The following is a 13,216-nucleotide window of genomic DNA, read 5'->3' as shown; positions in this document are numbered from 1 at the left end:
GTACAGTCGCTGGCAGTCTTTCAAAATATGGAGGAGAATATGGATAAAGTTTCTTTCAATGCTTATGAACGTGAAGTGGAACCGGCATATCGGGATATGATTGATAAGGCTGAATCTACTGTGGACATCCGCCACTTCTTCGAGCGAACCGCCTTAGCTTTTTTGCAAGAAACTATCGGAGACAGGCTCGATATTAAGTCTGAATCTATCACATTTGCTCCAGACTCCGAGCAGGGATACAGGCTTTCTCCGGTTCTCATTGAGAGCTCCGAATTTCAAGAAATTGTAGATAATTCAGACATTGAAAACATTCTGGAACGTTTTACGGATAGAGCTGTAAAGAAATATGCCCACTTGGACAGAAGGCATCAGGGTAAACCTGAAGCAAGGATCAACCCTACTCCCGGCTTTCAAAATGAATAGCCTGCAAAATCTTCTGCAATAATTATAGCATAAAAAAACCCGGCGATTCACACAGTGAATTGCCGGGCTAAAAAATTCTACAAAAATTTTCTACCACCCATCATCTTCCTCATCCCACTCTTCGTCCTCGGAAATTTGAAAAGATTTCACACAAATCCGCGTGCAGTTTTCACACTGCCTTATTATACCGGTGGCTTCAATCCAGTCACCGACATAATCTTCCAAATCCACTCCGGCATTAGTCTGGTCCACCACTAAATGTTCATTTTCGTCTGTTGCAATCATAAGCAGATAAGAATCTTCAGGGCTCATCTCCCATGGTAAAACTCTTCCGCTGACTTTTGTAAGTCCATGTGTTCTTTTCATAAAAAAATCTCCGACAAATTTAACTCTGCCAGTTCAGTTTAATTCAGTTCTTTTGTGAATATAACGCAGTCTTCGCCTAGATCATAATAATCCAAAAGACGAGTTTCCGGTTTGTACCCGCTGGCTTCATAGAAACATCTGGTTGAGGAGTATTGCGCCCTTGAAGATGTTTCTACAAAGATTTTCCTTCCGCCGGTATTTCTTATGCGACTCTCAACTTCCGTGGCAATTTTTTTACCGTATCCATGCCCCTGATCTTCCCTGTTAACTACAATCCAATACAGGTCCCAGCTTCCGACTGATCCCGGAATAGGACCGTAACAGGCAAATCCCAAAGGATGCATGCGGTCTCTATTTTCCGGCAGAACCAACAGAAAGTGATAACCGCTCTTCTCGCCCTCGGAAATGGAAGCCCGCGCCAATTCGTCAACAATCAGCACTTCTTCTTTTGAGAAGAAACCTGTCTGAGCTGTAATTTTGCAAAGTGTTTTAACATCATCAGGAACAAGCTCAGTTAAGAAAATAACATCACATTGAAACGATTCAGTGGTGACAGTTCCCGCGCAATCTAATTTAGTTTGCATATTTCCCCAACGCACTCTTAACGATTGAAGAAATGACTTCCTCCGGTTTCCATCCGGCTTCCATCGCTGTAGCAATGAATCCGGCATCTTCAGAAAGACAAGGATTGGCATTCACATCAATGATGAAGGCTTTTCCATTGGCATCCACTCTGAAATCAACACGGGCATATCCTCTAAGACCCATTTCTTCCCAGCAATCAAGCGCAGTTTTTTCCAAAAGTCTGGACAGCTCAGGCTCAGCTTTACGGAACTCAAACCCTCTGACTGTGGATTTATCAGCATCAGATCCTTCATCCCATTTTGCCTGATAGCCGACAATTTTTACATCCATGTCGGCCCGGAAAGCAATCTCGGCGGAACCGAGAATCATGCATTCCCCACTGGGTGATTCAATTAGAGATACGCTGAATTCACGACCATCTATAAACTCTTCCGCAATGCAGGAACCGCCGAGCTTCTGCCTTTGATCTTCCATTGCCGCAAGAAGATCCTCTGCTTTATCAGCCTGAATCACTGAAGTCTCATCAAGTCCAAGAGATGCATGCTCATATCTGCTTTTAATTATATAACGCCCCTTATGACTGAAACGCCCGCGCTTTAAACCTATTTCATCAAGCCCGCGGGGTGTCGGTAAATCTACAGACATCAGATGCCGTTTAGCGGCCAGTTTATCGTTTGTCATAAACAGTACAGGGCTGTCCGCTCCGGTGAACGAATAACCCAGATTTCGGAATATCACGGGAGCCATACTGGCTAATTCATCCGATCCCATAAAGCTTTCAACAAGATTAAAAACTACATGCGGCCTTATGCCGCGCAGTGCAGATACAACTTCGCCGATATCGGAACCAAGTTCCACTTCAACAACACTCCAGCCCTGTCCACGAAGTACTTTTCCCACAAATCTACTTTGATTTATGACATCCTGAACATCCTTAGAAGCGTTGGATGGAACATGATTTCTCACAATTGCGGCAATTTTTTTCATTATGCTGCGCCTCTGTAAGCATCTATCCGGCCCAGTCTAAGAAGCGCTGAGTGTAAAATTTCTTTAATTAAAACATCATACTTGCCACCGCCAAGTGCCCACAAAATGGGAAGGTCGGAACTTTCAGGATTAAGCCCCGGAAGCGGATTTACCTCAATGAACCTTGGTCCGCCGTCACGTCCAAGGCGAACGTCAATGCGACCACCGTCAAGACATCCAAGACCGCGCCATGCTTTAAGAGCAAGCGATGCTGCACTCATGGCTGCTTCGTCGTCTACAAGCTCATAGGAAACTCGTTCTCTCCATTCCTGCTTATTTTCATAAGTATAGGCGGAGGAATCGCCTTTGCCTACAGCCGCAACTTCAATGACTCCGGCAATCCGGCTGTCACTTCCGCTTCCAAGTATTCCCACGGTGAACTCACGTCCGGGCAGAAATGTTTCAACAAGGACAGGCTGCCTGAAGGTCTCAAGCAATTCTTCACAGATACTGCGAAGTTCAGCTTTATTATGAACCAGAGAACGCGCACTGATACCTTTACTGGTGCCTTCCGCTACGGGCTTGGCAAACAGTGGGAACTGGAGATTTACGCTGGAGATATCTTCAACGCTTCTGACCAGAAAGTTATCCGCAGTGGCAACTCCCAAAGAGCGCACCACAGCGTTTGTCATGGCTTTGTGCAAGGTTAATGACATAAGTTCAGGCCCTGAGAATGTATAAGGAATACCCCACGCATCAAGCAAAGCCGGAACCTGAGCTTCACGGCCGAGACCTTTCAGACCTTCAGCAATATTAAAAACCATATCCCATGTTCCGCCTGACGCAAGGCGGGAGACTAAGTCATTAATATTACCTATTCTGTCTACAGTATGGCCGTGTTTCTTTAAGACGTTCTCAATTCCCGCAATAGTTACCTCGGAATCGAATTCTGCTGCCTCTTCGAACGAAAATCCACGTTTCAGGTAATCGTCCTTAAGGTCGTATGTCATGCCTATTTTCATTTTATGCCTTCGCAAATCCGGTACATGTTTCAGCACATGGTTCCGGATCAGGGTAACTGTAAATTTTGCCTTCGTAGTTCCTAAGGATAACACCTTTTTCATTTCTACCCATATAATATTCAGGCAGAAGCGGAATCTTACCTCCCCCTCCGGGAGCATCAATGACATAACTTGGAACTGCATAGCCGGAAGTATGGCCGCGTAATCCCTGTATCATTTCCAAACCTTTTTCGACCCGTGTTCTGAAATGAGCAGAACCGGGAATTGGATCGCACTGGTACAGATAGTAAGGACGAACCCTGATTTTAAGCAGTCCCTGCATCAACTTTGTCATGGTCTCAACTTCATCATTCACATCTTTCAAAAGGACTGTCTGACTGCCCAGAGGGATACCTGCATCCGCCAGCATGGCGCATGCCTTTGCTGTTTCAGCAGTAAGCTCATCCGGGTGAGTAAAATGCAAACTCATAAAAAGCGGATGATGCTTTCTAAGCATCTTCACAAGCTCCGGAGTGATACGCTGAGGCAGAACAGCCGGAACCTTCGATCCGATTCGTACAATTTCCACATGAGGAATAGCCCGTAGTTCCGTAAGCAACCAATCCAGCTTTTCATCAGGAAGGGTTAACGGATCTCCGCCTGACAGCAAAACATCACGAACGGTCGGAGTTTTCTTTATGTACTCAATTGCACTCTTCCAATTTTTCATGGAATGAGGACGGCCGGTTTTACCGACAAGCCTTGAGCGGGTGCAATAACGGCAATATGTAGAGCAATAATCTGTCACCAGAAAAAGTACACGGTCAGGATATCTGTGTACCAATCCCGGGGCAACCATATGCCCTTCTTCACCGAGCGGATCAGCGCTTTCATTAGCGTCATCCATAAATTCATGTACCGTCGGCTCTATACAACGACGAAGACCTGTTGAACCGGAAGAAGCAACAACACCCAAATAATACGGGGTTACTGCCGCAGGAAGCCCTTTACTCAGAGGCATGGCTCCTGCCATTGAATCACCGAGAACTTTCTCAATGGTATCTACGTCTTTGACCCGGTTTGCTATCTGCCAACGCCAATCGTCCCACTCTCTATCGGAAATTGTAGGATAAACGCGTTTCCGGAATTCTTTTAAAGATGAGTCTGCAAATTTATTCTCATTCCCTGCATCTGACCACACCTTCGCAAAATTATTCAACGAAAGGGGAGGCTCCAATTCTGAGCTTTCAGCGATTTCAATCATTTTTTATCCTTCTTTTATTATTCTACTTCGTCAGTTATTTATATTTGCATCGTTTGCGGTGTTTCCGGGCTCATCGTCCGGAGCCATTTCTTCCTGAGGCTGAGGGTCAAGCACATTAATTTCTTTAACTTTAATTGCAGGTGCACCATCGACGATAATGGATTCACCAATCACTTCAACCGTCAACCCCATATATTGCTGGTCATCCAGACCCACCAAAAGATAAATCTGATATCCGTCATCAAGAAAAATTCCGTCATCCATAGAAATAATTACGCCGACAATCGTTTCGTCTCCATTTTCAGAAGGAGCTTCAGCCGAAAATGCCGTTCCTGAATATAACATTAAAACAAATATAACTAGAAACAGATTACAAAGTCTTTTCATAAACAATCCCTTCCACTCGTTATTTGTTTGCATTGATATCACTTACCACTTTAAAAGATGAGATTCTTAATGTTTCAAAATCACCATCTTTTTCCACTATTCCGGCAACTTCAACTTGTCTCCGAAGCAAACTTAAAAGTTCGGGATATTCGCTTAAATTTTCTATTCCCACCTCTCGTTCGCCATCGCATGCAAGAGAAAGGCTTGTAACATCGAATCGTGCGTTCCAGCCGCTTGGAATAAGCACTCCGGTCAGTCGTTCAGTTTCGGTTGCGGGTTTTAATATTCTTTCTTCCATGCACGCTCCTCCATGAAACCATGGTTACCCGCTTAAAGCATAATTGATACCAAACTATAACATACTAATTTTATTAGATTTTAATATATAAAAAAAGGTACTAAGAACTTTAAGTTCTTAGTACCTTTTTTATAAAACAAAAATGATGCTTACTTATGGCGGGAATTAACTTTTCTTTGACTAAAAGCGGCTATTAAAAAGAAATTTTAAAATGTGAATTCAAAATTCCTAAAAACATCATTGTGAATCGACAGTTCCCTTTTTCACCGGCAGCCTGAACTGTCTACGCTGTAATCCGTGACGATTCATTAATTTATGCAGCTGACGCGGAGTTATACCGGCCCATTTTGCTGCATCTTTTATCTTGCCGTGTGACGCTTCAAGAAGCTCTGAAAGATATTCCTTCTCAAATTTATCAACAACAATTTGTCTGGCTCTGCCTATTGCCATAGAAATATCGGGCCGCCCGCCTTCATCACCTTGCCGAAGGCCCAGCATCTCATGCGGTATACTTGCTGGACTGATGAGATCTCCTTCCTCAAGAATACAAGCCCGCTCGATCAGATTTTCAAGCTCACGCACATTTCCGGACCAGTGATGCCGCTGAAAAGCATCTATTACTTTGGGATGAACCCCTTTTATATTCTTACCGAGCTGCTTACTGAAATGACTTACAAATACTTCAGCGAATGACAAAATATCACTTTTGCGATCGCGAAGCGGTGGTATTTCAATCGGAAAAACATTGAGTCGATAATAAAGATCTTTTCTGAAAAGACCTTTTTCACACATATCCAGAAGATCTTCATTAGTTGCAGCGACTATTCGCACATCAACTGAAATAGATTCATCGCTTCCGACCCGCTGGATGGTCCGTTCCTGAAGAAAATTCAGCAGCTTAATCTGCATAGATTTAGAAATTGTACCGATTTCATCAAGAAAAAGGGTTCCGCCCTCGGCAAGACCGAATTTACCGATTTTACGCTTAATGGCTCCGGTAAAGGCTCCTTTCTCGTGACCGAAAAGCTCACTTTCAATAAGAGTATCAGGAACAGCTCCGCAATGAACACTGACAAAAGGATGCTCCTTTCTTGAGCTATGCGTATGTATAAGTTTCGCAATAAGACTTTTTCCGGTCCCGGTCTCCCCTGTCAAAAGGACGGTTGTTCTGGTTCCGGCCATCTGGCGAACTTTATCGAACACGTCATGCATTGCAACACTGTCAGTTCTGACAACGTGTAAGGCATCTTCATTCCAGAACTGGTCGCGTAAATAGTCCAATTTACTATGGAGCATCAAAGTCTTATCCAGACTTTCAAGAACAACCTGAACTTCGCCAGGACTTACAGGATAGGTTAAATAGTCAGCAGCTCCGGACTTCATCGCATCCACAGCACGCCGCACACCTTCCGGCTGTACGAGAACAACAACCTCAACTTCGGTATGCCCTTGCCAGATAGCACTCATACCATCGCTATATACTGAACAATTTTCCATGAGAAGATTATAATCTACAAATATAACATCAGCAGGATGCGCAACAAGGGCAGATCTGACAGCCGCAATATCGTACAGAGAAACACCTTCGCCGGAAGAAGACAAAATAGCATCCAATGTCGCTTGTGCCTGAGCATCAGGTGTTACAATCATATAATTACGCATTAAAATTTCCTCAGTTACAATTAAATCCTAATCAGTTTAAGCAGCAAATCATAAGGACTAATATGCTTCCAAACATTAAAAGACTACTCAAAATATCCCTAAAATATCATTTAAAACAGGACATAAAATATAAGCTGCTAATTTAACGAACTATGATAAAACAGCATATCATACAACAATAAATTTCTAAATATTTATACAACATAATTACTCCTATACATTCGCGCAACCAGATCGTATTATTTGAACTACTGAATTTTAAAAAAATAGCCGCATAGACTTGATCTTAGCTGGAGAAATATATGCTTTGGACCGCAACTAGAATTAAATCATTTTTGTTTTGCACAATTATAGCTTTTACCCTGTCAGTTGTATCTGCCTCCGGTTCGTTTGCTGAATCAGATCAAAATCTTGATATGCTTAGAAGCAGAGTGCACAGCTTTCAAGCCTTTGAAGTGGAAGAAATGGCGACCTATGCGCAAATTGATGCTTTGCTTTTGGCTATGCGGAAGAATTACGCTCAGGCACTGCAACAATTTCAGTACATCCTTATTTCCGAGCGGGCCTCAACGGGTTCTCCTATTGACCGCAAGCAGGTTAAAAACGATCTAAATCAACTGCGGGAAAAAATTAAGAATTCACTAAACAAACTCGAAGATGCACAGGAAGAATGCGTTTCCAGAATTGATGTTATCAACTCATTCGAAAACATTTCCATACCTTCGGATATACCGGAACCGCTTAAAATTCTATATCGAAGCAATCTTACCTCCATAGCTAACTTACGGTACAAATCTAAAAGTCAGCTTGCAAAAATTGAATTACAATTGAAAGAAGGGGAGCGAGTTCTAGCACGTCTGGAAAAACTGGAACAGGGTGAAAAACACAACCTTCTGCAGTTATGGAGCTCCTATTTATTAGCTGGGAAAAATCCTGTTTTCAGCATCAATTTCTGGACGACCTCTTTTCAAAACAACAACTGGTGGTCGATTAAAAGTTCTGAACTTAAAAGTGCTTTCGAAAGCTATGATGAAAACGCTCTAATGCACCTATCTATCTTTGCAATAATCATATTGGCAGGCGTAGCTCTAAAGAGTTTTCTGGAGCGGCAGGTAGACTGGAAGGACTTACTTGGCGAGAACCATCTTAAAATTAAATCTCTTTTCAGTATCTCTCTGGTTGGCTTTGCCCTCTATGCAGCAACCAGAATAACATTTCCATCTACCATGGAACCTCTTGAAATACTCTCCTTCGGTCTTTTCCTGATTTCGGTGTTAAAAATTGCTAAATATGTTTGCACTGATGATCATAAGGTGGCCAGAGGACGCACGCGAACAGCGGTCCTGTTTACACTCAGTTCTTTTTTACTTGCTCTGCATGTTCCGGGCAAATGGGTTACACTGATTTTCCTAGGTTTTCTTATAACCTCTTGGCTTTTAAGTTCTATCCCGGCATGGAAAAAAACAAGATTCAAAGGAGTGCTTGATTCTACCAGAAAAAGCAGTTTTCTCAGTCCGCTCGTCATTATATCTTTTTTTGGATTTGGCAGGCTGGCATGCTTTCTGGCTATTCTCTGGTCCCTTAGCATATTTATCCGCTCATTCGGAATGCTCTGGGGGCAAGTACTGTTTTTAAGTACTGAAAAAAATGTAAAACTGCTTAACGGGCTGATTCGCAACTTGGCAGTTCCGCTGGGATGGACAATTGCATTCAGTGTTGCTTATTTCTGGCTGGTCGGATTTTTCGGGCAGAGCACTGTATGGAATGTTCTGGCTATGAACACAGGCTGGGAGGGATATTCAATCTCTGTCGGTAGTGTTGTCTCTGTACTTGTTCTTTTCTTCATAACCCAAAACAGCGTTTCAGCATTCAAGGTTTCCATAGAACTTTTAGGGCGAAAATGGCCTCGCGGTAAGCGGGGAGCTGTCCCTTCAATGCAGACACTGTTTTCATATGCAGTCTGGTCACTTTTCGCACTTTTAGCTATGCGTATTCTGGGCCTGAACCTCACAAGCATAGCTGTTATCGCAGGTGGACTTAGTGTCGGTATCGGTTTCGGCCTTCAGAATATTGTTAACAACTTCATCAGCGGCCTTATTCTGCTCTTCGGAAGATCAATTCAGCAGGGCGATGTCATTGAATTAAACTCTCTTTGGTGCACAGTAAAAAACATTCACATCCGCACCACTCTCGTTGAAACTTTTGAAAATGCCGTAATAATGATCCCTAACTCAGATCTCGTGACTAATCAGGTTACGAACTGGACAAAGAATAATTCTATACTCCGCCGTGATATATTAGTCGGAGTAGCATACGGTTCTGACACAGAATTAGTACGTAAAACATTGCTGGAAGTTGCAAAGGAACATGTTCATATTCTTGATAAACCGGAACCGTATGTTCATTTTAATGATTTCGGTGCAAGCAGTCTCGACTTTATACTGCGCGTGTGGATAGATGATATTGATAACACTATCAAAACGCTCTCAGAGCTCCGCTTTGCAATCGACAAATATTTCCGGCGCGACAATATTGAAATTGCTTTCCCGCAAATGGATATTCACTTCAAAGACAGCCCTCTCACAGTGGATATGCTCGGCCAAAACAAAGATGCCGGAGGCAATCTTTCCTAATTCTCTATATAAGTTGTAAAAAAGCTTTACTCTATACTTTAGCAGATCCGGCATGCTATAATGTTTAGAAAAATCATTCGGGGAGTAATACAATGCCTTTGCGAGTAATAGAAATAGTTACACCGCGTGAAGACAAAGAGGAGGTTATTAAATCTCTTGAAGAACATAGACCTGATGAAGGCTACGTGTTCTGGGCATCTCCGCTGGACGATGACTCCGCTCTGTCCTTCAGAGTAATACTTGATGTTCAGGAATCTGAGAATGTACTTGATAAGCTTGAAAACCTTTTTTCATGGAATGAAAAATATCGAATTATTGTGTTCGCAGCAGAAGCAACAATTCCACGCTTAAAAATTCCAGAAAAAGAAGAACCTGAAGTTACACAAAACGATAAAAACGCAGAAGTAACAATAAAAAACAGAATAAGCCGTGAAGAACTGTATTCCGATGTTCTAGACACGTCCGTTATGTCAAAAAGCTATGTGATGCTTGTTATTTTTTCTGCTCTGGTTGCGGTAATAGGACTTATGCGCGGCAACGTCGCTATCATAATCGGAGCCATGGTTCTTGCTCCCCTTTTAGGACCGAACGTAGGTTTTTCACTTGCCACAACACTCGGTGACAAAAAACTTGCTTTAGAATCATCCAAAACGCTTGCTGTCGGAGTTGCGCTGGCCTTTTTAGTATCACTCGGAGCGGGCTTATTACTGGGGTTGCCGAAGATTTCCTCAGAACTTTTACTAAGAAGCACTACCAGCTTTTCAGATATTATTTTAGCCATTGTTTCCGGCGCTGCAGGCATAATCTCATTCACACTCGGAGTGCCGACTTCACTTGTCGGAGTGATGGTTGCATTATCCATTTTACCGCCTCTCAGTGCCTGCGGAATTTTTCTGGGGGCAGGAGAAACCGGACATGCCGCCGGAGCAGGTCTACTTTTTCTCACCAATATTATATGTTTGAACTTAGCCGGAGTGGTGACTTTTTTACTCCAAGGGATACAGCCGTTAACATGGTGGGACCGTGAGCGAGCCAAAGTCACAGCAATTCGCATGGCTTTCCTCTGGGGGATAATGCTCGCGATTCTTATCCTATTCTTATATTTTGGAATTATCAGTTAGTTATAACACGATAAAATAAGGGCGAAACACCATGGCAAGATTTCTTAAAAATATAGACAAAAAAGCAGGACTACCGCCGGGATCACTGATCTTTATCGGACAACAGCGAATGGATGAGCCCCGTTTACGGATTATTGACTTTAATCCGCAAACACTACGGAAAGAATTCATCCCGTCACTTGAGGCAGCCGGCCCTATTAAAACCACTGCGACAACAAGTTGGCTCAATATAGACGGTTTGCATGATTCAGATTTAATTAAACGGATCGGTGAAGAATTTGACCTTCCCGCATTAATGCTTGAAGACATTCAAGACACCGGACAACGTCCCAAGGTTGAAGAATATCCTGACCATGTCTTCATTACCATGAAAATGCTTTTTTTAAATGAAGATCAAAGCGAAGTATGGTCTGAACAACTGAGCGCAGTTCTTACTGAAAATTATCTGATTACTTTTCAAGAGCGTCCGGGCGATGTTTTTGAACCGGTCAGAAACAGAATTGATAATCCAAACGGCAAAATGAGAGTACGGGGATGTGACTATTTATTATATACTCTCTTAGACTGCGTTGTAGAAAATTACTTGAAAGTTATTGAAAAAATGGGCGAACGCATTGAAGAAATTGAAGACGAAGTTCTGGAAAACCCTGAACCGGATCTTTTAGAAGAAATAAACTTATACAGACGGGAGATTGCATATGTACGCAAAGCGGTCCGACCTGTAAGAGAAATTTTATCTAAACTTAAAAATCTGGATTCAGAGGTGATAGTCCATGAAACTATGCCATACTTGCGCGATCTTGTAAGTCTGGAAGAACAAGCTGTTGATTCTACCGAAATTTACAAAGAAATGCTCGCAGACCTGTTTAGTACATATAATATGGCAATAGGCAGCAAACTTAATGACATCATGAAATTTCTGACTATTTTTGCCACAATTTTTATTCCGCTGACTTTTCTTGCCGGAATATACGGTATGAATTTTGAATCGATGCCTGAACTTCACTATAAATACGGTTATTATATTTTACTTGGAGCAATGAGTGCTGTGGCAGTAGGAATGCTACTCTACTTCAAGAAGAGAAAATGGATTTAGACAGGTAATACATGCAAAAAAATGCAAAACTTTATTTATTAGGAACATTAGCATTTTGCTTATTTCTTACAATTATTTTAACCGGCCTCGGTGAATTAGTTATCCGGCTGGATACTGAACATGAAGAATCCATTCAACATGACATATTGTTAAACAGTGGCGCCATGATATCTCAAAACATACTGAAAGATATAACACATGGGATATTCGTAACAGAAACTCTTGAAGCACTTTTAAAATCCAGCAACTATCAGACAGATAATTTTAACGATTGGGGCCGCCAGATTGTCGTAAACGATTCCGCTGCAAGTGCTGTACAGCTTGCCCCGAATGGAATCGTATCATATATTTTCCCGCTCAAAGGAAATGAAGGGGCCATGGGCCACAACCTGCTCAAAGATAAAAGACGCGACGATGGAGCACTCAAAGCCGTTCAAACCAGAGAAATCACTTTTGTCGGTCCGATAAAACTTATCCAAAACGGTAAGTATGCAGTAATCGCGCGGAAGCCTGTCTTCAGAGTTATTAACGGTGAAGAAAAATTTTGGGGATTCACAATAGCCCTTATGCTTGTAGAAGACATACTACCACCGGAAATACACAATATTGAGAAACAGGGATATTTAATAAAACTTGAAGGGGATGACCCGGATAGTACAAAAAAACCATTGCTGTATATTTCCGACAACTGGAAAAATAAAAACGGTATCAGCATGCCTGTAGACGTTCCAAACGGGCAATGGACTTTAAAGCTTGAACACGCCCCGGTTCACAATAAGTATTATGATCCTTTTAGAAAGACTGTTTTTTTTGTTGCCCTGACCATTTCTATTTATATTTTTATTCAGCAATTTTTATTACAAAAGAAGCAAAAAGAAATACTTCTACTTAATGAGAAACTGACTGAGCTGTCGATGAAAGATGAGCTTACCGACTCAGGAAACAGAAGAGCAGGAATGCAGCTTCTTGATTATCAAATTAAACAATCTAAAAGATATAAACAAAAGCTCTCCATTGCTATGATAGATATCGACTACTTTAAGCGGGTGAACGATGAGCATGGTCACGCCGCCGGGGACTCCGTGCTAAGGCATCTATCATCAAGCCTCAAGACTTCACTTAGAAAAAGTAACTCCATTTTCAGGCTTGGCGGAGATGAATTTTTAATTATTTTCCCTCAGACGAATCTTAATGATTGCGCATTAGTTATTCAAAATATGAATCAATATATTAAAAACCATACCTGCAAATTAGATGCAGCAAATATCAACCTCAGCCTGTCTATAGGTATTGCTGAATACATAACTGAAGAATCAATGGAATCGCTACTGCGCCGTGTTGATATGAAGTTGTATGAGGCCAAAGACGCAGGGCGAAACACAGTCAAATATTAATGATATGGGTGTAGACAAGT

13 protein-coding genes are annotated in these 13,216 nt (G+C 42.1%); 5 read left to right on the top strand and 8 right to left on the bottom strand.

All coding sequences use genetic code 11. From position 1 onward, the window contains the following. Window positions 1-39 precede the first annotated feature (39 nt). Window positions 40-423, top strand: a complete 384-nt coding sequence (locus B9N78_RS06370) for a hypothetical protein (RefSeq protein ID WP_085100051.1) — start codon at window positions 40-42, stop codon at window positions 421-423. A gap of 90 nt (window positions 424-513) precedes the next feature. Here the strand turns inward: B9N78_RS06370 and B9N78_RS06365 are convergent, their stop codons facing one another. The 8 genes from B9N78_RS06365 to B9N78_RS06330 all read right to left on the bottom strand — a co-directional run bounded on the left by B9N78_RS06365 (window position 514) and on the right by B9N78_RS06330 (window position 6,952). Continuing rightward, window positions 514-789: a hypothetical protein gene (locus B9N78_RS06365; RefSeq protein ID WP_085100048.1), complete on the bottom strand. Its 276-nt coding sequence runs from the start codon at window positions 787-789 to the stop codon at window positions 514-516. Between the two features lie 38 nt (window positions 790-827). After that, window positions 828-1,373 carry a GNAT family N-acetyltransferase gene (locus B9N78_RS06360; RefSeq protein ID WP_085100045.1) on the bottom strand — a complete coding sequence of 182 codons (546 nt, stop codon included), beginning with the start codon at window positions 1,371-1,373 and terminating at the stop codon, window positions 828-830. Then, window positions 1,363-2,361: a D-alanine--D-alanine ligase family protein gene (locus B9N78_RS06355; protein ID WP_085100043.1), complete on the bottom strand. Its 999-nt coding sequence runs from the start codon at window positions 2,359-2,361 to the stop codon at window positions 1,363-1,365. The genes B9N78_RS06360 and B9N78_RS06355 overlap by 11 nt, the downstream gene beginning before the upstream one ends. Beyond that, on the bottom strand, window positions 2,361-3,362 hold the full coding sequence (locus tag B9N78_RS06350) for a D-alanine--D-alanine ligase family protein (protein ID WP_085100040.1): 1,002 nt from the start codon (window positions 3,360-3,362) through the stop codon (window positions 2,361-2,363). Before B9N78_RS06350 ends, B9N78_RS06355 begins: the two co-directional genes overlap by 1 nt. A 1-nt stretch (window position 3,363) precedes the next feature. Next, window positions 3,364-4,605, bottom strand: a complete 1,242-nt coding sequence (locus tag B9N78_RS06345; protein WP_085100037.1) for a KamA family radical SAM protein — start codon at window positions 4,603-4,605, stop codon at window positions 3,364-3,366. A gap of 30 nt (window positions 4,606-4,635) precedes the next feature. After that, a complete protein-coding gene (locus B9N78_RS06340; RefSeq protein WP_085100034.1) occupies window positions 4,636-4,992 on the bottom strand; it encodes a hypothetical protein in 357 nt (118 codons plus the stop codon). A 19-nt stretch (window positions 4,993-5,011) separates the two neighbouring features. Next, window positions 5,012-5,290, bottom strand: a complete 279-nt coding sequence (locus tag B9N78_RS06335) for a hypothetical protein (RefSeq protein ID WP_085100031.1) — start codon at window positions 5,288-5,290, stop codon at window positions 5,012-5,014. 237 nt (window positions 5,291-5,527) lie between these two features. Further along, window positions 5,528-6,952: a sigma-54 interaction domain-containing protein gene (locus B9N78_RS06330; RefSeq protein ID WP_085100028.1), complete on the bottom strand. Its 1,425-nt coding sequence runs from the start codon at window positions 6,950-6,952 to the stop codon at window positions 5,528-5,530. A 302-nt stretch (window positions 6,953-7,254) separates the two neighbouring features. On the opposite strand from B9N78_RS06330, the gene B9N78_RS06325 reads away from it, so the two are divergent. From B9N78_RS06325 to B9N78_RS06310, 4 genes are all read left to right on the top strand, one after another. After that, window positions 7,255-9,585 carry a mechanosensitive ion channel domain-containing protein gene (locus B9N78_RS06325; RefSeq protein ID WP_085100026.1) on the top strand — a complete coding sequence of 777 codons (2,331 nt, stop codon included), beginning with the start codon at window positions 7,255-7,257 and terminating at the stop codon, window positions 9,583-9,585. Between the two features lie 92 nt (window positions 9,586-9,677). Beyond that, the gene (locus B9N78_RS06320; RefSeq protein ID WP_085100023.1) at window positions 9,678-10,706 is read left to right on the top strand and encodes a TIGR00341 family protein; all 1,029 of its coding nucleotides are present in this window, start codon (window positions 9,678-9,680) and stop codon (window positions 10,704-10,706) included. A 31-nt stretch (window positions 10,707-10,737) separates the two neighbouring features. Further along, window positions 10,738-11,802, top strand: coding sequence for a magnesium/cobalt transporter CorA (gene corA, locus B9N78_RS06315; RefSeq protein WP_085100020.1), 1,065 nt, complete (start codon window positions 10,738-10,740; stop codon window positions 11,800-11,802). Between the two features lie 11 nt (window positions 11,803-11,813). Beyond that, the gene (locus B9N78_RS06310) at window positions 11,814-13,196 is read left to right on the top strand and encodes a diguanylate cyclase (protein ID WP_085100017.1); all 1,383 of its coding nucleotides are present in this window, start codon (window positions 11,814-11,816) and stop codon (window positions 13,194-13,196) included. Window positions 13,197-13,216 lie beyond the last annotated feature (20 nt).

The organism is Desulfovibrio gilichinskyi (genome assembly GCF_900177375.1).
In the GTDB taxonomy this organism is placed as follows: Bacteria; Desulfobacterota; Desulfovibrionia; order Desulfovibrionales; family Desulfovibrionaceae; genus Maridesulfovibrio; species Maridesulfovibrio gilichinskyi.
This window is presented reverse-complemented; position numbering and strand designations above follow the sequence as displayed.

What these genes read in the sequence shown, in the direction of transcription:
- B9N78_RS06370 (WP_085100051.1), top strand. Translation starts at nt 40, where the DNA reads ATGGATAAAGTTTCTTTCAATGCTTATGAACGTGAAGTGGAACCGGCA.
- B9N78_RS06310 (WP_085100017.1), top strand. Translation starts at nt 11,814, where the DNA reads ATGCAAAAAAATGCAAAACTTTATTTATTAGGAACATTAGCATTTTGC.
- B9N78_RS06335 (WP_085100031.1), bottom strand. Translation starts at nt 5,290, where the DNA reads ATGGAAGAAAGAATATTAAAACCCGCAACCGAAACTGAACGACTGACC.
- B9N78_RS06360 (WP_085100045.1), bottom strand. Translation starts at nt 1,373, where the DNA reads ATGCAAACTAAATTAGATTGCGCGGGAACTGTCACCACTGAATCGTTT.
- B9N78_RS06325 (WP_085100026.1), top strand. Translation starts at nt 7,255, where the DNA reads ATGCTTTGGACCGCAACTAGAATTAAATCATTTTTGTTTTGCACAATT.
- B9N78_RS06330 (WP_085100028.1), bottom strand. Translation starts at nt 6,952, where the DNA reads ATGCGTAATTATATGATTGTAACACCTGATGCTCAGGCACAAGCGACA.
- corA (WP_085100020.1), top strand. Translation starts at nt 10,738, where the DNA reads ATGGCAAGATTTCTTAAAAATATAGACAAAAAAGCAGGACTACCGCCG.
- B9N78_RS06365 (WP_085100048.1), bottom strand. Translation starts at nt 789, where the DNA reads ATGAAAAGAACACATGGACTTACAAAAGTCAGCGGAAGAGTTTTACCA.
- B9N78_RS06350 (WP_085100040.1), bottom strand. Translation starts at nt 3,362, where the DNA reads ATGAAAATAGGCATGACATACGACCTTAAGGACGATTACCTGAAACGT.
- B9N78_RS06345 (WP_085100037.1), bottom strand. Translation starts at nt 4,605, where the DNA reads ATGATTGAAATCGCTGAAAGCTCAGAATTGGAGCCTCCCCTTTCGTTG.
- B9N78_RS06340 (WP_085100034.1), bottom strand. Translation starts at nt 4,992, where the DNA reads ATGAAAAGACTTTGTAATCTGTTTCTAGTTATATTTGTTTTAATGTTA.
- B9N78_RS06320 (WP_085100023.1), top strand. Translation starts at nt 9,678, where the DNA reads ATGCCTTTGCGAGTAATAGAAATAGTTACACCGCGTGAAGACAAAGAG.
- B9N78_RS06355 (WP_085100043.1), bottom strand. Translation starts at nt 2,361, where the DNA reads ATGAAAAAAATTGCCGCAATTGTGAGAAATCATGTTCCATCCAACGCT.